Source organism: Phycisphaeraceae bacterium, from assembly GCA_019454185.1.
Lineage (GTDB): Bacteria > Planctomycetota > Phycisphaerae > Phycisphaerales > UBA1924 > JAHBWV01.
Map to the genome: position 1 here is coordinate 774,169 of CP075368.1, position 18,718 is coordinate 792,886.

Sequence of the window (18,718 nt, forward strand, 5' to 3'; positions counted from 1 at the left end):
CGAGCAGCAGGAAACAAAGCGACCGAGCCGGGTGGCTCGGTCGCGGGGGGACAGATGTGGGGGTGGATTGCTGAGCGTGTGGTGTTCAGACGACGAGCTGGCTGGTGCCGAGCGGTGTGCCGAGCGTGCCGAAGCCGCCGGGGAAGAACCTGTCGTAGCGGCCCATGTAGGCGACGATTGGTGAGGCGGCCTTGACGGTGATGCCGTAGAACTGCTGTGAGTTACGCCGCTCTCCGAGGACGAAATCGTGGATGTCGAACTCCGCGACTCGACGGGGAGAGAGGACTCGTCTGAAGGTTTCGACGCCGCTCGCGCCGCCGAACTGGAGCGTGATCTCGACGACGACGTCTTCGGTTGTGGGGTTGAAGAGTCGGAGGTACTCGGTGACGATGCCGTCGTTGCGTGGGCGGTATCCCTCGCCGAAGCCCCAGTAGGTGTATGCCTGTGAGCTGAAGCTTGTTGCGAGGCCGTCATTGAAGGCCTGGGTCGGAAGACTCATGGAGACCGCGACGTTAGACTCATAGAGGACGGAGTATGGCGTTCCGAGTGGGAAGTTGGGGAGTGAGGCGACGTCGAGTACGGCGTGCTGACGAGCGGGAACGTTGAGCGAGGTTCGGTAGGCGGAGCCGTCCTGATAGAGGAAGGAGAAGATGATCGTGGCGGGGGTTGCGGTTGCGTTGAGAACGCCGACGACCTCGGCAACGCTGTTGAGTCCGAGCTGGCCCTCGGGGACAGCGCCGATGGCGGTGCCTGCGCCGGGGGTGCCGACCATGCCGTAGGCGTTGCCGTTGTCGAGGCCATAGTGGGAGAGCGATGCGACGATGGGGACATCGGCGGTGACGGTCACGCCGTATGAGCCGGCGGGGATTGAGGTGTTGTTGCGGATGTTGATTCCGCCTCTGCGGAAGGCCTCGATCTGCTGGACGACCTCGATGGGTGCGCCGCCACCTGTCGGGAAGAAGGTGCTTGTGACCTTGATTGTTTCGGCGGTGGTGTTGTAGTAGACGAGGGCTTCGGCGACGTTTGAGCCCTTCTCGATCTGGCCGAACGTCCATGTCGTGTCGGTGCGGTTGGTGAACGCTTCGCCGATAGCGGCACGCCGATCCTTCAGGATGAACTCGTCGTAGTGGCTGAACTGTGCGGCGACGGGACGCTCGGAGCGGATCTCGATGGCGTAGGGGGTGTTCTTCCTGACGAGGAGTGTGTCGTTCGCGAAGAGCGTGGGGGTGACGAGGGTTGCGCCGCCTCGGCTGTTGCCGGCGATGACGACGTCCTTGATGACCTGGTCACGCTCGCCGTTTGCGTAGCGAGCGATGATGACGACACGCGTCGGCTCATCGTTGGGGTTCATGATGGGGATAGCGGTGAAAGTCTTGCTGTTGGCGAAGCCCTCGGGGTAGTAGACGCGATAGGGGAGCGTCGGGACGGGCGTGCCTTCGGAGAGGATCTCGGTCTGCGGCGTAGCGGAGTTCGCCGTGAGGTGGCCTGTGCCGGTGCCGTTGTTGAGTTGTGCGAGCATGCCGTCGACGTCTGCGGGCGTGTTGCCGAAGAAGACGAAGTAGCGGACGGAAGCGGTCTGGCCGGGAGCGATGGTGCCGATGTCGAACGCCATGGTCATGACCTGATCGGCGGAGAGGCCGTTGGGGTCGTTGACGCCGAAGGAGATCAACTGGAGCGGATCGCGGACGGTTGTGCCGAGATTGAGGAACGAGGCGACAGCGCGGGAGTCGGCGTCGGGGGCCGCGAGGGCGATGGTGAGTCCCTCTTCGAATGAGTTGGTTGTGAACCGGGCGGTTGCGACCTTGCCGGAGGGGTCTACATCGTTGATGGTGCGGGTGCTGGTGCCGCCGATGTTGATGCCCTGCGATGGCTTCATCCCCTCCATCCATGCGACGTTCGCGACGCTGGCGGAGGTGGTGTTCCTGAAGAAGACATCGACCACGGCGAAGTTGTCGTTGTTGCTGTAGGCGATCGAGCGGTTGAGCTGGAGCCCGCGGAAAGACCCGGAGACGCTGACGCGCCGATTGCCGACTTCGCTCTCGTCGGTGAGGACGACGGGGAGACTCGACGCGGCGATGGTGCCGTTGTTGAGGAAGTTGTAGCCGTTGGCCGTGCCACCGTAGAAGTTCGTGACCCCTGGGTTGGTGGAGGGGAAGAGGAACTCGATGTCGTTGAAGGAGAGACCGACGGGGTTGCCTTCTGAATCGCGGGCGAAGAGGGTGCCGTCGGAACCGACGCCCGCCGCGACGTTGTTGCCTCTGACAACGACCGGCTGATCGCTGACGCCGGGGGCGACGGTGACGTTGAGTGTGTAGGTGCCGGTGGTGGCGGCCGCGACGCCGGAAGTGACGTCGAAGGGGTCGTAGTTGAGATTCGACGCTTCGGAGACGGCGATGTAGTAGACGCCTCCTTCGGAGAAGACGAAGTCGTCGATGACTGCGTTGAGAGTGCCGCCGAGACTTGCGAAGCGGAGTTCGCGTCCTTCGGCATCGAAGAGTCGGAGGGCTGTGTCGAGGTTTCCGCCGGAGGTGACGGTTGCGTTGAGAGTAGTGCCCTGGCTGGCGACGAAGCGGAAGATGTCTCGGTCGAGGACGCCGAATCCGCCATCGCCGATGCTTGCGCTGCGGGTTGCGGCACCGTTTCCGTTGATTTCCTGTAGGACGCGTGCGGTGACGAGCGTGTCGTTGGATTCAAGGGCACCGAAGACGTCGTTCCTGAGAGTGAAGTCGAGGGACCACGAGAGCAACTGCCCGTCGTTGAGCGAGGTTGTGTCGACGATTCGGAGGGTCCACGTGCCTGCGGCGGACTTTCCGTCGAAGCGGTTGAGGGGCTGATCGGGGCGGAACGCGCCGGTGAAGGGGGCGGTTCCTCCGGAGATGGCGTTGGCGGCCTCGTCGTCGAAGAAGGTGTTGGTGATGTTGATGCCGGATGAGCCGCGGCGGTTGAAGAGGACTGTCTCGGTGCCGTCTGGGGCGGTGAGGATGAGGCGGAGGTCTCCGACGAATGTGTGCTCAATGTTGACGCGGACGTTCAGGTCGAGGATCTGGCGCGTGTCGCGGACGAGGATGGAGTTGGTGGCGACTCCCTGTGTGCCGACTGCGGGGATGCGGAGGGGGGCCGTGAGTGAGTCTTCGACGGTGACTCGATCGTCGGTGATGAGGGTCGAGCCGACGAGCAGGTTGTAGACGCCCGTGGACTGTGACGATCCGCTGCCGGCGAGGGTTGGGTTGTAGCTCGGATTTCCGAAGCCGGAGACGCCGATGTAGTAGGTGCCACCCGTGCTGACGAAGTAGTCGAGGTAGGCATCCTGTCCGAAGAACTGGTCGTTCGCGGCGATCTGCTGCCCGAAGGCGTCGAAGAGGCGGATGTACGAGTCGAGTGTCGAGGCGACCGGGAGGCGCTTTGCTACGACTTCGGCGGTGATGAGGCCGCCCTTGGGCATGTCGATGCGGAAGAGATCGACGTCGAGGGTCGATTGGAGGCCGTCACCGATGCGGAGCCCGGTGAAGGATGCCTTGCCGCTGACATCGAAGGTGACGGGAATGGCGTTGAGAAGAACGTCGTTGGGCTCGTAGGTGCCGCTGACAGGAACGACGCGGAAATTGAGCGTGGTGTCGAATCCGCCGGAGGTGTTTCCGTTGAGGTAGTTGCCGGCGGTGTCTCTGAAGAAGAAGTCGTCGATGGTGATACGGTAGATGTCGAGGGGGAGGCGCTGGCTGGGGAATCCGCTCAGGTTGAGTGTGACGGTGACGACATTCGGGTTTGATCCGCTGACGGCGACTGCGGAGACGGGGATGGTGATGTCGTCGCCGTTGCCGAAGATGTCGTCGAGACCTGCGCCGATGACGGAGACGCCCGCGGTTCCGAGGAAGCTGGAGTCGATGGGCTTGTTGAACGTCAGCGTGAGGGTGTCGACGGGCTGGCCGGTTGAGAAGAGCTGGCCGAAGACGGGTCCTGGTGCGAAGGAGGTGACGACGGGGCCGTCGCGGCTGATGAGCTGCACGGCGCGCCAGACGTTGAGGCGGCCGCCGGATTGCACGCGATTCTGGAGGGAGGGGACCGGGTCCGTCGAGTCCATGAGGGCGGTTCGGAGTTCGACTGGCGATGCTCCTGGACGGGCGGATGCGATCATGGCGACAGCACCGGCGACGAAGGGCGAGGCCATGGATGTGCCGCTGAAGTAGGCGTATCCGCCACCGGGGACTGTCGAGAGGATCTGTACGCCTGGCGCGCCGAGATCGACCTCGCGAGCGCCGTAGTTTGAGAATCCTGCGAGGCCGTCGGAGTTGTCGGTTGCAGCGACGGAGATGATTCCGGGGAGGTCGTATCCGGCGGGGAATGCGGTGCGGTCCTGCTCTTCGATGGCGTCGATGTCCGCGCCGTCGTTTCCTGCGGCAGCGACAAAGACGATGCCTGCATCGATGGTCCGCTGGATGGCGTCTTTCTGGTCTTGGAGGAACTGCTCGAAGACCAGGGGTGCGAACGCGCCGTAGCTGTTGTTGCTGGCGACGATGTTGTGTCCGGCTTCCTTCAGTGTGACGATGTAGTCGTATGCGCCGAGTGTTGCCGAGAATGGGAACGTGCCCGACTCGTCAACGGCCTTGATGGGGAGGATGGAGACGTTCCACGCGACACCTGCGACGCCGATGCCGTTGTTGCCGACCGCGCCGATGATGCCGGCGACATGGGTGCCGTGTCCGTTTTCGTCTGAGGGATCGTTGTCGAGGTCGCCGAAGTCCCATCCGAAGACGTCGTCGACGAAGCCGTTGCCGTCGTCGTCGATTCCGTTGCCCGGGATCTCACCTGGGTTGCGCCAGATGTTGGCGGCGAGGTCGGGGTGGTTGATATCGACGCCGGTGTCGATGACGGCGATGATGACGGACTGCGAGCCGATGGTGATGTCCCACGCGTTCGTGGAGTCGGCGTCGGCATCGTTCAGCCCATTCCCGAGACCGGGGATGAACTGGCCGGTGTTGTCGTGTCCCCACTGGAATGTGAAGAACTCGTCGTTGGGGATACGGGATGATTTGGAGACGAAGTCGGGGAGGATGGACTTCACGCCATCGACCATGCCGGCGGTTCGGGTCGCCGAGAGGTCGGTGATCCGGTTGGTGGTGGTGAAGGCGGCGTACCTGCCTCGGGCGATCGACCGGACATCGGCGACCTCGATCCGGAGCTTGGAGGCGACCTCCTGAACCCTGGCTTGGAGTTCGGTCTCACCGAGGGGCTCGTCGAAGGAGACGACCCATGCACCTTGCTTGACGTCGAGCGGCGTGCCGTACCACGTCAGAGAGCCGAGTCCGTCGGCACCTGAGAGGAGTGTGCGCTGCTCAAGCGAGTCCATCATGCCGGTCGCTGTGTGCTTTACAGACTGACCATCGCCGCGCCTCGCGTCGTTCCGAACAGTCGGCATAATCAGTAACTCCCGCGTTCTTCGGGGTCCATCCGTCCGTGCCTGGCTGCGTGCTGCAGCCGGACGCCCAACTAGCGCTGAGCATCCTGGCCCTGCGACGCAGGCCGACGCCTCTTGCCGAGGCCGGCCCGCGTTTCCCTACCCCATGATAGCGTGTTCGCGTTGTCAATGCACGCGGTTCCGGATACCCGAATCTTTCCCTTCGGGGGCGAAGGGCTCAGGGGGCCTTGGGTTTCCATGCCCTTGGGAGCATTTCGAGCTGCTCGGGGCCGCCGATAAGCCCGAGTGAAGCCGCGAGCCCGAGCCGTGCGGTCTCTGGAGCGGATTCAGAGAGCGACTGCATGAGTCTGCGGGTCGAGCGGAGTGCCTCTTGGGGTTTGGAGACGAGCGTTCTCGCCACTGCCATGCCTCGTTCGATTGTCGCGGCGTCCCCATCCACGAGTTCAGAGAGGAGTCCAGAGGTGTGGGTGGTGGATGCCGGGATGAGTCCGGGGTCGAGTTGCATGGATCTGATTGTCCCGGGAGGGAGTTGCGCGGCCATGAACGGGGAACTGACGGCTGGGGAGATGCCGAGCCGGGTGACGGGGTAACCGAGCTTTGTTTCACGCTCGGCGATGACGATGTCGGCTCCGCCGAGGAGGGCGCATCCCCCGGCGATGGCGGCTCCGTGTACCGCCATCACGACGGGGCTGGGCTGGTCGCGCAGGGACTGGATCGCCCGGGAGAGTCCGGTCAGGAGCGAGCGAAGCACGTCTGATGCAGCATCGTCTCGGCAGAGATCGAGATCGAAGCCAGCGCAGAAGCAGGGGCCTTGGCCGGTCAGGAGCAATACTTGCGCGGTGTTGCCGAGCGAGAGAGCCATGTCGGCGAGTTGATCGAGCATGTCCGGGGTGAGGGCGTTGCGTCGCTCGGGTCGTGCGAGCGATAGGACGGCGATTCCGTCGGATGTTGCCGACGTCATCATGGTTGCGGCCCCGGGGTGGGATCTTCGGAGTCGAGCAATCGGCGAGCAAGAGTGGATGCTGCGGCGAGTCGGTCTTTGTTGACTCGGGTCCGCAGGCCGTGGCGTTCGATGGCTTCGACGAGCGAGAGTGTGGAGATGTTGCCGGGGGCTCTCTTGCCGGGAGTCGAGGCGTATGGGCAGCCGCCGAGTCCTCCGGCGGACCCGTCGAACCAGCGAACTCCGAGGTCGAGGGCGACTGGGACGCATGACGCGGCGAGCCCGTTGGTGTCGTGCAGGTGGATGATGGTGGGGATCGGCGTGTGATGTTTCTGTTCGCCGGTGATATCGAGGCGATCTCCGAGTCGATCGCGAACGGTGAGGAGGAGGTCTCGGAGGCGGTCTGGGGTGGCTGCTCCGATCGTGTCGCCGAGGTCGAGTTCGTCGATGCCGATGTCGAGAAGGCGAGCGGAGACTTCTGTGACGCGTTCGGGAGGGATCGGTCCTTCGAAGGGGCATGCGATGATGCATGAGACGTAGCCACGCACTCGGATGCCTGCTTCCTTGGCGCGATCGATGACGGGCTTGAAGCGTTCGATCGTCTGGGCGATCGTCGCGTTCGTGTTCTTTGCCGAGAAGGTCTCGGACGCGGCGGTGAAGATTGAGATCTTGTCGATGAGGCGTTCGCCGGCGTTCTGATTGACTGCGAGTGCTGCCTGGAGCCCCTTCTCGTTCGGCACGAGTGCGGAGAACGAGATGCCATCTGGTTTCTGGTTGCGGAGGGAGGCGAAGACCTCGGAGGCGTCGGCGAGCTGGGGGACCCACTTCGGCGAGACGAAACTCGAGATCTCGATCTCGTCCACGCGGGCCTCGCAGAGCGAGCGGACGAGTTCGACCTTGAGTCTGGTGGGGACAGTCCTTGGCTCGTTCTGGAGCCCATCGCGAGGCGAGACGTCGGTGATTCGTACGAGATCGTGCATTCGGGGTGATGCTAACAAGCCCGTTGGAATGGTGCCAATTCGTCGGACTCGATGCGTGGGCGGTCGCGGCGGATGCTCTGGCGGCTATGCTCTGTTCTGGGCCTGTCTGTGGGTTCGCCACGCGGAGTATTGTCCATGCCGAGCACGATCAACCATGCGACGAGCGAGTTTGAGAAGCGTGACCGCTGTGCGGGTATGCCGCATCGGCCGCGTGTGCTGCTGGGGAAGATGGGTCTTGACGGTCATGATCGCGGTGTGAAGGTGATCGCGAGAGCGCTGAGAGACTCGGGCGTTCATGTGATCTATTCGGGGCTGTGGCAGACGCCTCGCTCGCTGGCGATATCCGCGCGTGACGAGGATTGCGATGTGATCGCTGCATCGATGATGTCGAACTCACACCTCGCGCTCGGGCCTCGGCTTGTGGAGTCGTTGCGGGATCTGGGTCGTGGGGACATCCCCGTGTATATGGGTGGGATTCTGCCTCAGGAAGACATTACTCGTCTTTTGGAGTTGGGCGTGCAGAAGTGCTTCACGACGGGGACGGGGCTTGAGCAGATCGTTGAGGCGGTCAAGGGCGCGGTGCGTCCGTTGGCGGCGAAGGTGGAGAGCGGTCACGGGACGGCGCAGCTGGCGAGGGATATCTCGCTTGTGCACGCCGGGCTTGGTGTCGGGGCGGAGCGGGTGAAGCGTCGGCCTCGGCGCGTGGTGGGGGTGACGGGCTCGCCGGGAGCGGGGAAGTCGACGTTGGTTGCGCAGTTGGTCGGGGAGTACAGCCGGCGTGCGAAGCAGGATCCGACGCTCGGTCGGTGCGCTGTCGTGGCGTTTGACCCGATGAGTCCGATTACATCGGGCGCGCTGCTCGGGGATCGGCTGCGGGTGGATTTCAACGCGGTCGATGAGACTGTGTATTACCGTTCGCTTGCGATCAGCGGTGAGGATTATCACGCGCTGGATGAGATCGTGGGGTTGATCGGCGGGGCGTATGAGGGCGAGCGGTCGTATGAGATGCTGTTCGTCGAGACTGTCGGTGCCGGTCAGAATGAGACGCGGATCCGCAAGCACGTGGATCGCACGGCGGTGGTGCTCACGCCGGGGATGGGGGACGCGGTGCAGATGGATAAAGCGGGGATACTGGAGATCGCCGACGTGTTCGTGTGCAACAAGGCGGATCATCCCGGAGAGAACGAGTTGATGAGGGACCTTCGGGATGTTGCGGGTCGGCGGTCGGTGATCGAAACCATCGCGACGCAGGGCAAGGGTGTGTCGGAACTGCTCGATGCCCTGATGGCTTGAACCCGGCGACGAGCGCGGAATCCGGGCGAACCATGGAATCCTGAGCATCTTTCGGGCGCGAGGGGCATCTGACTTCTTGGGATCTCAAGGAGTTGATGTCGGTGCGGAACCATGCCGAACGAATGCAATGCCTCGAGGTGTGGGGGGGGAACGAGCCCACGGATCGAACGGTTTCGATGGCCGGGCTGGATGCGGTCGTGCTCTCAATTCCACATGGTGCGAGCACTGCCGGGGGCGATATCCACTATCTGTCGAGTTGCGCGACCGGTCGGATCGCGCGTGTGCTTCTTGCGGATGTGAGCGGTCATGGGGAGTCTGTGGCCTCGATTGCGCAGTCTCTGAGAGATCTGATGCGCCGGCATATCAATGTTGTGGATCCGATGCGGATGGTGCGGGGGCTCAACCGTGCGTTCACGGATTCGGACGCGGGTGGTTCGTTCGCGACGGCGGTCGCTGCGACGTATTGGGCTCCTACGCGATCGTTGGTGATCTCGAACGCGGGGCATCCGAGGCCCTTGGTGTATCGGGCCGCGACGAAGGAGTGGGGGAGGATCAGCATCGACGATTCGGCGGCAGGAGAGGATTTGGGGGGTGGCGATGATCTGCCGTTCGGCATCGATGCGGAGGGGTCGTACTCGCAGGTGCGAGTGAAGCTGGGGGCTGGCGATGTGGTGCTGTTCTATACGGATGCTCTGATCGAGGCCGCGGCGTCGGATGGGCGGATGCTCGGAGAGTCGGGACTGCTCGAACTTGTGCGGTCGGTCCACGCTACGGATGGGTCGCAGCTGGTGCGGCGGGTGGTTGATGGCGTTGCGGCGTATCGCGGCGGGCTGCCGGCGATGGACGACACGACGATCATGGCGATCTCGCCGAACGACATCGAGAGCCGGGCGAGCTTTCGGATGATTGCGAGTGGGCTGGTGAGCGCCGGGGCGGCGCGACTGCGTGCGGGTGTGCGTGCGATGCCTTCGTTCGGAAGGATGAGGCATTCGGGCAACGCGGCCGTGGATTGAGCGATCGTTCGGAGGGTTGTTGGTCTCTGGCGATGTCGGCTCGTGCGAAGCTATCCTCTGGCGCGATGATCACGCTGTCGCTCGCACATTCTCCGGACGCCGACGATATGGCGATGTGGTGGCCTCTCACGGGGATGCGTGATCGCTCGGGTGCTCCGTTGTCGGGGGGCGTGTGCGAGCCGGCGATCGACACGCGGGGCTTTCGGTTTGAGACGCTTGCCGCGGATATTCAGGAATTGAATCTGCGAGCGATCGAGCGAGGGGATCTGGATATCACGGCGATTTCCGCGGGCGCATACCCGGGCATATCGGGTGTGTACCGCGTCACGCGGTGCGGCGCTTCGATCGGCGGGGCGTATGGGCCGAAGTTGGTGGCGTCGGCGTCGTCGCGGATTGATTCTCTGGATGCGGCGCTTTGTGCGTGCGACTCGGGTGGCGGCATGATCGCAATTCCCGGGCGTCACACGACGGCGTACCTCGCGCTGCGTGTGCTGGCGGAGCGGGCGTTTCCGACGCGTGAGATGCCGTTTCACGCGATTCCAGAGGCGGTGTTCGGCGGCGAGGTTGCGGCGGGCCTGCTGATTCATGAGGCCCAGCTCGACCCTGAAGTGTTGGGGCTGCGCACGATTCTGGAACTCGGTCCGGCGTGGATGGCGTGGGCGGGTGGGCCGCTGCCGCTGGGCCTGAATGTGATGCGCAGGGATCTGGACGCTCGCTTTGGTGTGGGGACGAGCGAGACGGTTGCGCATCTGCTTCGGGAGTCCGTGCGGTACGCGATCGATCACGGCGAACTCACTCGCGCGTTTCTGCTGGCGCGGAGCGATGAGCGGCCTGAGTGGAAGGAGCCGGGTCTGCTGGAGCGGTACCTCTCGATGTATGTGAATGAGCAGACCATTGACATGGGAGAGGAGGGGGTGAGATCGCTGCGAACCCTCTTTGCCCGTGGCGCGGCGGCGGGATTGTGCGTTGATCCGGGCGAGATCGATGCGATCTGAGTTCGGTGGAATTGGAGCGAGCGATGGAGACACAGGGCGTGCGTATTCCGATCGTCAGGATGTCAGATGGCGTCGCGTTCCAGGTGCCGGGTTCTGGTCTCCTGCCCCTTCGGCACATCATCGGTATCGGACGGAACTACGCGGAGCACGCGAAGGAGCAGGCGGCGGATGTGCCCGATCGGCCGATGGTGTTCACGAAGAACATCATGGCGGCGTGCCTGAACGGGGATGAGATCGTGGTGCCGAAGATCTGCCAGGATCGGGATCAGGTTGACTGGGAGGCGGAGCTTGCGGTTGTGATCGGTCGAGCGGCGCGAGACGTGTCGGTCGAGCGGGCGATGTCTCATGTGCTGGGGTATTGCTGTGCGAACGATGTCTCGGCGCGTTGGTGGCAGAAGGAGGGGTCGGGCGGGCAGTTCTGCCGCGGGAAGTCGTTCGACACTTTTTGCCCGTTGGGTCCGTTTGTCGTGCCGGCGGCGTCGGTGTCTGATCCGCAGGGCCTGGCGGTTCGCTGCCGCGTGAATGGGGAGTTGATGCAGGACGGGCACACGCGTGACATGATTTTCAGCGTGTCTCGGCTTGTGTCGGATCTGTCGCAGGGGACGACGCTGTTGCCTGGGACGGTGATCCTGACGGGCACGCCGAGCGGGGTCGGGATGGCGAGGAAGCCGCCTGTGTGGTTGCGAGACGGGGACAGCGTTGAGGTTGAGATCGATGGGATCGGGTTGCTGCGGAATCGCGTCGTGTTTGAGCGGTGAGCGGCGGGCTCAGTCTGTGCCGGGCTGTTCCGGGAGCACCATTGGTTGTGTCATGGACGCGGCGTGGATGCGGGGGACGACCCGCTCGGCCTCGCGTGCGAGCTCGAAGAAGCATTCGGGCTTGAACCCGAAGATCGCTGCGACCAGGTTTGTCGGGACGGTCTGGCAGAGTTGATTCATTTCTCTGACGTTGGCGTTGTAGAACCTTCGGGCGGCGGCGATCCGGTCTTCGGTGAGGGCGAGTTCCTGCTGCAGCGAGAGGAAGTGCGCGTCGGCCTTCAGGGTTGGGTACTGCTCGCAGACGACGAAGAGTTGCTTGAGCCCGAGCAGCAGGGCGGATTCGTCGAGCGCCTGGGTGTTTGCCGCTCCGGTGCTGGACATTGCGCGGACACGGAGTTCGGCGACTCTCTCGAAGGCGGCACGCTCGTGCGAGGCGTATCCCCTGGCCGTCTCGACCAGATTTGGGATCAGGTCGTAGCGTCGCTTGAGTTCGACGTCGATGTCGGCCCAGCTCTCTTTGATGTGCTGTCTCGTGCGCACGAGGCGGTTGAAGGTTGCGATGAGCCAGATCAACGGGAGGAGGACGATTGCCGCTCCGACGATGATCAGGATGAGCCCGGAGTCTGTTGCGGCGAGCGTCATGCTCTTCTCCCCGACGCGGAGGCCTCTTCGAGTTGCTTGATGACGTGGCGAGGCCAGAGCTCGAAGAAGCTCTTTGACCAGTTGACCATCGACGGGTAATGCTCGGGCTTCCATCGGGTGGTGGCGTCGGTGATGAGGAAACGGCCGTGCTCGATCTCGATGAACCCGGGAAGTGACTTCATCAGGTGCTCCATCATCGGCGGCGACACGATGTCGTACACGAATCGCTTGTCGCGTCCGGAGACGTGGAACCGGCGGCTGAACTCGGCTGATTCGAAGTCGATGTCGTCGAATCCGAGCATGCCGGCGAGTTTATCGAGTACGCCCTCTCGTCGGATGTACATGTCCGGGATGTGAGGGAATGGAGAGACGAGGATGAGGTAGCTGAAGGTGTACCGGCTTGTCCAGGTGTTCTTGCCGTCTGAGTGCTGGACCTCGTAGTAGAAGTCTCCCGCCTTGGCGCGATAGGTGTGATTGCCGATCGTCAGGGGGCCTTGCAAGGTGTTGAAGGCGTGTCGGTTGGTGCCTCTGCGGAATGCGGCGAAGTGGGCGTACTCGTCGTCGTGCGAGCGGTCTTGCTGGGTGGAGAATGTCCAGCCCATTGAATCGGCGAAGGCGCGGAGCGCGGCGAGGCGGCGCAGGTGGGCTTTGTGGACCTGGACGGCGATCGCGATGAGCCCCGCGACGACGAGGATTCCTCCCAGAATGACGAGTGCGGCTTCCATGGGTGTGTCCGTGTGGTGGAAGATAGCCGAATCGATCGGCGTGCGAGCATTGATCTCATGCGTATCGTTGCACGAACCGCGGTTGAGATTTTGATAAAGCCATGGCAGCGAAGAAGGCCAAGAACGACACTCCGACGATCGAGAACCGCCGTGCGCGGTTCGACTATTTCATCCACGACACGCTGGAGACGGGGATCGTTCTGGACGGTACGGAGGTGAAGCCGATTCGCTCGGGCAACTGCTCGCTGGCGGAGGGGTACGTGAAGGTGGAGCCGAATCCGCCACGATTGCTGCTATTCGGCATGACCGTGGGGGAGTATGCCCCTGCGGGGAGCCGCCAGCATGTTGCGGATCGGGCGAGGACACTGCTTGCGCACAAGTCCGAGATTCTGAAGTTGCACCGGCAGGTCATGCAGAAGGGCATGACGATCGTGCCGCTGCGGCTGTACTTCAAGAACGGTTACGCGAAGGTGCTGATCGGTGTTGCGGAGGGCAAGGCGGCACACGACAAGAGGCAGGGGATCGCGGAGCGCGAGGCGAAACGCGACATCGATCGGGCGTTGTCGCGGAAGCGGTTATGAGGGCAGAAGGGTGGCGACTTAGATGCCGCGGCCGCGACCGGACTTTGCGAGTCTGACAGCGAGGGCTGCCCGGCGTTTTTCGCGGTTGATTCGTTCGAGTTCGGCTTGGCGGTCGCCGGTGCTTTGTGATGGTGATTTCTTGGAGGCGGCGTCGAGTTCGGCTTGTGCCTCTGCTTCGACGAGGGTCTCGGTGGGGGTGGCACGCTCTGCGAGAATCGTGAGTGTGTCGCCAGCCATCTGGACGAAGCCGCCATCGACGAGGTAGGAGCGCGTTCCGCCGGTTGTGCTTGCGTCGGCGAAGCGCAGGGAGAGTTCACCGAGACCGAGTCTGGCGACGATGGGCGCTCTGCCGGGAAGGATGCCGAAGAGCCCGTCCCACGCGGGGATAGAGGCATAGGAGACCTGCTCGTCGAGCAGTGACTCTGTGGGGGTTACGAGGCGGCAGCGAAAGGTCTTCGAGGCCATGTGTCAGCTCCGATCCGGGGCATGGGTGTGCCAAGAGGGAGCGATGATAGTCGCGAAATCCGGCTCCGGCCCCTGTGCGGCGGAGGTACGCTCCTGAAGTGCTGAGCCGACGTTATGCCATCATCGCGGTCTTCGGAGCCGGTCTTGTGGCGGTGGCGTGGGTGCGGCTGCTGCTTGGCACGGAGGGATTGGTGTGGCCTCGTGACCCGGAGGTGCTCTCGCTGCGTTGGCACCGGGTGGCTCTGGCGGCGGTGTGTGGGGGTGGGCTCGCGGTTGCTGGCGTGTTGCTTCAGACATTCCTGCGGAACCCGCTCGCGTCGCCTGATCTGACGGGCGTTGCTTCGGGTGCGGGGCTCGGGGTGCTGGTTGCGTCGTACCTGGCTTACAGTGGAGGGCAGACGCTGTCGCCGGTGATGTTCGGTCCGGCGGCGGTGGTCGGGGCGCTTGTGACACTTGCGATTGTCGGTTCGCTTGCCCGGCGGCGGGGGCGCGGAGATCCGATTGCACTTGTGTTGATTGGCGTGTGCGTGGGGATTGTGGCGACGAGCATGGGGCTCTTGGTGCAGCATCTGATGCCGCCCGATCCGGCACGCTCGGCGATTCGATGGATGGTCGGCTCGCTCGATGAGCAGATGCCCGGTTGGGTTGTGGTGGTCGGGGCCGGAGTGGTGGCCAGTGCATCTTTGGTGGTGATTCGGCTGGGTCCATCGCTGGATGCGGCGTCGATGTCGGATGAAGAGGCGGCGTCTGTGGGTGTGCGAGTGCGCGCGCTTCGCGTGCTGATGTTTCTGCTCGCGGGGCTGCTGACTGCGGTTGCGGTGATGCTCGGGGGGCCGATCGGGTTTGTGGGATTGGTGTGTCCGCATCTGGTGAGGTCGCTGGTGGGGCCATCGCATCGAACGCTGGTCGTCGGGACGCTTTTGGTCGGAGCGACGATGTTGATCGGTGCGGACGTGGTTGTCAGACTTGTGAGTCTGGAGTACGGACGTCTGCCTGTCGGGGTTGTGACTGCGCTGCTTGGCGCGCCGGTGTTGATCCTGATGCTGCGGCGCGGGGTCGGGGCGTGGGGAGGGTGAGGGGACCGTGGTGATCCGGCGTCTACCTGAGGACTTTCTCGTCGACGAGCGGCTCGTCGAGGAGGTTCGATCGGGCATTTCGGAGTTGCCGGGCCCGGACCGGCGGATCGCGTTGTACAGGTTGTCGAAGCGGTCGCTCTCAACGCCTGAGGCGGTCGGCAAGATCGCGAAGGCGATTGGTGTGCGTGCGTCTGAGGTTTCATATGCGGGCCTCAAAGACAAGCATGCCGTCACGAAGCAGCAGGTGACGATCGGTGGTCTGCACGGGAGGGTGTGGGAGACGGCTCGGATAGGTCGGTTCGATTCGGATGGGTGCGAGGCGGTGAGAGTGGGGTGGACCCGAGAGACCGCGCGTGCATCGTGGATCGATCACAACCGCTTTGAGATCGTGGTTCGGTCGCTGAGCATCGCGGATGCGGAATCGATTCGTGCCCGGCTGGATGGGATGCGGGCGGCATCCGGGGGTGGTCGGATCGTGCTGCCGAATCTGTTCGGTGAGCAGCGATTCGGGTCGGCGCGTCATGGTCACGGCTTCGCGGCGCGGGCCATGCTGGCTGGAGACTTAGAGGGAGCCCTGCGATTGCTGATCGGTACGCCGGCGCGGAAGGACTCGGGGCTCCGCAGGGAGTTCACGCGCGTGCTCGCCGAGCGATGGGGGGATTGGGGGACGGCGGTGCGGATGCTGCCGGTGTGTCCCGAGCGGCGTGCGATCGAGATACTCGCAGAGGGTGGAGAGGCGAGAGATGCGTTCGATGCGTTGCCGTCGCTCACGAAGTCGATGGCTGTTGAGGCGTACCAATCCTGGCTGTGGAATCGCGTCGCGAAGCGCGTACTGGATCAGACGGATCCCGGTGGGCGGGGCGAAGTCGAGGATGTCGAGATTCCGACGTTCGGACCGGGACTTGTGCTGGAAGGGTTGTGGGCGGATGCGGCCCGCGAAGTGTTGCACGAGGAGGGACTCGATCCGGAGCTGATGCGTCTGCCGGGCCTACGTCGGCCGGTTTTCGGCGTGGTTCTTCGCCGATTGTGCGTCAGCGCGTTCGACGTCGAGGTGTCCGAGCCGTTCGCGGACGAGACCTCGCCAGAACGGAGTTCGAAGCCGTGTGCGATGCGGCTGCGCTTCTGCCTGCCTCGCGGTTCGTACGCGACCGTGTTGATTCGGATGCTTGAGCCCTGATCGGAGGGGCGTTCTCAAGCGGGAGAGGATGTCCGCTTGATGGCTCTCAGCGCGAGGAACATCGGGATCTCGCGTCTGGCGCGGTTCTCTTCCAACGCTCTCGGACCCGGCTTGCTGGTTCTGGAACTCGGCCACTCTTCGATGGAGTCGATCAGGAATCCAGCGTCCTTGAGGATTCGTGCGTATGTCTGGAGCGGCCGGTGGTAGGTCACGGTCACGATGGGTTCGTGGCCTTCGGCGACCTCGCCGGGATTCATCACGATGGTGCGCATGCCGGTGGTTAGGTATCCATCCACTCTTCTGAACTGCAAGCCGACGTGTTCACGTGATTGTCTGGCGGGGCTGCCTCCTCTTGAGCGGGGAGACCCTGGAGGGGCATCGCCCTCGTCCCAGCCCCATCGTGTTTGTCCGGGGGATCTGAATGCGGGGTGGAGGATGACAGCGACGAATCGGCCACCATCTTTGAGTGCGTTTGCGCAGCCGCGGATTACGGATTCGAGCGGATCGATGTTCATGAGCGCCATGATGCAGGCGATTGCATCGAAGTCTTTGAGTCCGAGCGGCGCGAGATCTCTGGCGTCTCCGACGGCGTAGTCGATAGGGCCGCTTCGCGGGCGTGCCGCCTCGATGAGCTGAGGGGAGGCGTCTACGCCGACGACTTTGGCGCCGATGGTGGCGAGTGAGCGTGCGAGCACGCCCTGGCCGCACGCGAGATCGAGGATGCGTTCGCCCGGGCGAGCGGCGAGCAGCCCGAGCGAGCCGGGCATGATGACGGTTGAGTAGAGGTCGCTGCCGCGATCATCGATGAGCGTGTCGTACCACTGTGCGACGTGGTCCCACGAGCCCTCGGAGGGCTTCGCGCGGGTGGGTGTAGGGGCGAGCACGGTGCGCGGGCCGTGATCGGTGGGGGAATCGGCACCGGCGGCCTTCCAGAATGAGCTCGGGGCGGGGCTGGAGAACTTCACGCTCTCGCCGGTTGCGGGGTGCCGGAAGCCGAGTTCGGTGGCGTGAAGTCCGAGCCGACCGAGCGGGCCGCCTGCCTTGCCGTAGCGTGGGTCGCCGGTGATCGGGTGGCCGATGGACGCGAGATGGATGCGGATCTGGTGTTTCCGACCTGTCTCAAGACGGACCTGGGCGAGGGTTCTTTTCTCTCCTCTTGCGAGCACGCGATAGTGGGTGATCGCCAGGCGCGGGATCTCACCGTTTGCTTCGTCGGGAGCGTGTGAAGAGCCGGATGCGGGTGGGAGTGATTCAACTGAGCCGTCCGGCAACTCTCGGATAAGACTCTGGATGGTGCCGAGCGCCTCGCCGGGAGAATCGGGCAGGAGCACGCCTTCCACCAGGGCGTGATAGAGGCGATGGACCCGCCGGGATCGGAAATCTTCTTTCAGGACCGAGAACGCGCGGTCGGACTTTGCGAAGACGAGGAGCCCGGAGGCCTCTTGATCGAGGCGGTGGATGACGTAGACACGTGCGTCTCGCCCTCCCCTGGATCGGGCGAGTGCCTTGAGCGTGTCGAAGACACTGTGTTTCTTTTTTTCCCCGGGTGCCGCGACGGAGAGGAGGCCCGCCGGCTTGTCGACGACGATGATGTCCCGGTCTTCGTAGACGATCGAGAGCCCGAGCGGGAGCGCGATCCGTCGGGAGCCGCGGCCCATTTCGACTTTCTTTGCCGGCACTGGCTTCTTGAAGGGTTTCGCGCCGGTTCTCGGGGATGAACCCGTTGGGGGCTTCACGCGTCGAGCACTCGGCTTGTTGTCAGGTCTTGGCATGGCGATACTCCGCGATGACGCCCATGAGCCAAGGCGCAAAGGCCGTCTTCGGGATCGCACCGGCCGTGCGGTGCTCATGGCCGCGGCTGGTCAGCACGATCGCTTCGATGCACGCATCGTCCATCGTTTCAAGGGGGTTTGCGACGATGAGGTCGAGTGACTTTCGTGTGAGTTTCGCTCTGGCGGAGGCGATCATCTGGTCACGGGGTTCGAGCGCGAAGCCCACAAGAGTCTGGCCCTCGGAGCGTCGTGCCGCACAGCCGGCGAGCAAGTCGGGCGTGGCTTCCAGCTCGATCGACATGCCTTCGGCCTTGCGGCGGTGCTTTCCCTGGAGCATCTGGTCGGTGATCCGCGGGCGGTAATCAGCGACAGCGGCGGCCATCACGAGCACGTCACAGGACGGGAGGTGGTGCTCTAACGCGGCTTGCAGGTCTGCGGTGGTGCGGAACCGGATGAGTTCGACCCGCGAATCGGAGTTGCTCAGGCATGTCGGCCCGAGCAGAAGCCGGACATTCCATCCGAGCGACGCGGCGTGATCTGCGAGCGCGACGCCGAGCCGACCGGAGGATCGGTTGCCGATGAATCGAACCGCGTCGATGGGCTCTTGTGTCGGGCCGGCTGTAATGAGCAGTCGCCCGGGTGTGGCGACGGGCTTTGTCGTATCAGGCGGCACGGACAGCTCCGTTCAGGAGTTCGACCGACGGGGGAGGGATGTTCGCCGCCGCTGTGTTCGCGAGTCGGCGGTTGGAGCCGTGATCTTTGGAGACCGGGCGTTTGATCGCCACATCGAGTCTTCTCATAATGTGAGCCCTCGTGTGAGCGGCGTAGAGGCGTTCGCCTCGATACGATCGAGAGGGACTTTGATCGGAACTTGAACGGTTGGCCGAG

The 18,718-nt window shown here is 63.8% G+C and carries 16 protein-coding genes; 7 read left to right on the forward strand and 9 right to left on the reverse strand.

Annotated elements, in window-relative coordinates:
• Nucleotides 1-85: 85 nt before the first annotated feature.
• The 3 genes from KF838_03125 to KF838_03135 all read right to left on the reverse strand — a co-directional run bounded on the left by KF838_03125 (nucleotide 86) and on the right by KF838_03135 (nucleotide 7,333).
• On the reverse strand, nucleotides 86-5,413 hold the full coding sequence (locus KF838_03125) for a S8 family serine peptidase (protein QYK48848.1): 5,328 nt from the start codon (nucleotides 5,411-5,413) through the stop codon (nucleotides 86-88).
• 217 nt (nucleotides 5,414-5,630) lie between these two features.
• Nucleotides 5,631-6,377 (reverse strand): enoyl-CoA hydratase/isomerase family protein, encoded by a 747-nt coding sequence (locus KF838_03130; GenBank protein ID QYK48849.1) that lies wholly within the window; start codon nucleotides 6,375-6,377, stop codon nucleotides 5,631-5,633.
• Nucleotides 6,374-7,333, reverse strand: a complete 960-nt coding sequence (locus KF838_03135) for a hydroxymethylglutaryl-CoA lyase (protein ID QYK48850.1) — start codon at nucleotides 7,331-7,333, stop codon at nucleotides 6,374-6,376. Before KF838_03135 ends, KF838_03130 begins: the two co-directional genes overlap by 4 nt.
• 135 nt (nucleotides 7,334-7,468) lie before the next feature.
• Here KF838_03135 and KF838_03140 point away from each other — a divergent pair, with 135 nt between their 5' ends.
• The 4 genes from KF838_03140 (at nucleotide 7,469) to KF838_03155 (ending at nucleotide 11,392) form a co-directional block, all read left to right on the forward strand.
• Nucleotides 7,469-8,626, forward strand: a complete 1,158-nt coding sequence (locus tag KF838_03140; GenBank protein QYK48851.1) for a cobalamin-dependent protein — start codon at nucleotides 7,469-7,471, stop codon at nucleotides 8,624-8,626.
• A 122-nt stretch (nucleotides 8,627-8,748) separates the two neighbouring features.
• On the forward strand, nucleotides 8,749-9,639 hold the full coding sequence (locus KF838_03145) for a serine/threonine-protein phosphatase (protein ID QYK48852.1): 891 nt from the start codon (nucleotides 8,749-8,751) through the stop codon (nucleotides 9,637-9,639).
• Nucleotides 9,640-9,704: 65 nt separating this feature from the next.
• The gene (locus KF838_03150) at nucleotides 9,705-10,634 is read left to right on the forward strand and encodes a hypothetical protein (GenBank protein QYK48853.1); all 930 of its coding nucleotides are present in this window, start codon (nucleotides 9,705-9,707) and stop codon (nucleotides 10,632-10,634) included.
• Between the two features lie 23 nt (nucleotides 10,635-10,657).
• Nucleotides 10,658-11,392, forward strand: a complete 735-nt coding sequence (locus KF838_03155) for a fumarylacetoacetate hydrolase family protein (protein ID QYK48854.1) — start codon at nucleotides 10,658-10,660, stop codon at nucleotides 11,390-11,392.
• Between the two features lie 9 nt (nucleotides 11,393-11,401).
• On the opposite strand, the gene KF838_03160 is transcribed toward KF838_03155, so the two are convergent.
• Both KF838_03160 and KF838_03165 read right to left on the reverse strand, forming a co-directional pair.
• The gene (locus KF838_03160) at nucleotides 11,402-12,034 is read right to left on the reverse strand and encodes a LemA family protein (protein QYK48855.1); all 633 of its coding nucleotides are present in this window, start codon (nucleotides 12,032-12,034) and stop codon (nucleotides 11,402-11,404) included.
• Nucleotides 12,031-12,759, reverse strand: a complete 729-nt coding sequence (locus KF838_03165; GenBank protein QYK48856.1) for a hypothetical protein — start codon at nucleotides 12,757-12,759, stop codon at nucleotides 12,031-12,033. Before KF838_03165 ends, KF838_03160 begins: the two co-directional genes overlap by 4 nt.
• A 101-nt stretch (nucleotides 12,760-12,860) precedes the next feature.
• Between KF838_03165 and smpB the strand changes: the two genes are divergently transcribed.
• Nucleotides 12,861-13,340, forward strand: a complete 480-nt coding sequence (gene smpB, locus KF838_03170; GenBank protein ID QYK48857.1) for an SsrA-binding protein SmpB — start codon at nucleotides 12,861-12,863, stop codon at nucleotides 13,338-13,340.
• 18 nt (nucleotides 13,341-13,358) lie between these two features.
• Here smpB and KF838_03175 read toward each other — a convergent pair whose 3' ends face one another.
• The gene (locus KF838_03175) at nucleotides 13,359-13,805 is read right to left on the reverse strand and encodes a F0F1 ATP synthase subunit epsilon (GenBank protein ID QYK48858.1); all 447 of its coding nucleotides are present in this window, start codon (nucleotides 13,803-13,805) and stop codon (nucleotides 13,359-13,361) included.
• A gap of 98 nt (nucleotides 13,806-13,903) precedes the next feature.
• Here KF838_03175 and KF838_03180 point away from each other — a divergent pair, with 98 nt between their 5' ends.
• Both KF838_03180 and truD read left to right on the forward strand, forming a co-directional pair.
• Complete coding sequence (locus tag KF838_03180; protein ID QYK48859.1) at nucleotides 13,904-14,881, forward strand: iron ABC transporter permease; 978 nt, start codon at nucleotides 13,904-13,906, stop codon at nucleotides 14,879-14,881.
• A gap of 10 nt (nucleotides 14,882-14,891) precedes the next feature.
• Nucleotides 14,892-16,058, forward strand: coding sequence for a tRNA pseudouridine(13) synthase TruD (gene truD, locus KF838_03185; GenBank protein QYK48860.1), 1,167 nt, complete (start codon nucleotides 14,892-14,894; stop codon nucleotides 16,056-16,058).
• A 14-nt stretch (nucleotides 16,059-16,072) separates the two neighbouring features.
• Here truD and KF838_03190 read toward each other — a convergent pair whose 3' ends face one another.
• Genes KF838_03190 through KF838_03200 form a run of 3 tightly spaced genes read right to left on the reverse strand, consistent with a single transcriptional unit; the run spans nucleotide 16,073 to nucleotide 18,630 of the window.
• On the reverse strand, nucleotides 16,073-17,830 hold the full coding sequence (locus tag KF838_03190; protein ID QYK48861.1) for a methyltransferase domain-containing protein: 1,758 nt from the start codon (nucleotides 17,828-17,830) through the stop codon (nucleotides 16,073-16,075).
• Complete coding sequence (locus KF838_03195; protein ID QYK48862.1) at nucleotides 17,817-18,503, reverse strand: phosphopantothenoylcysteine decarboxylase; 687 nt, start codon at nucleotides 18,501-18,503, stop codon at nucleotides 17,817-17,819. Before KF838_03195 ends, KF838_03190 begins: the two co-directional genes overlap by 14 nt.
• A complete protein-coding gene (locus KF838_03200) occupies nucleotides 18,493-18,630 on the reverse strand; it encodes a hypothetical protein (GenBank protein ID QYK48863.1) in 138 nt (45 codons plus the stop codon). The genes KF838_03195 and KF838_03200 overlap by 11 nt, the downstream gene beginning before the upstream one ends.
• Nucleotides 18,631-18,718: the final 88 nt, after the last annotated feature.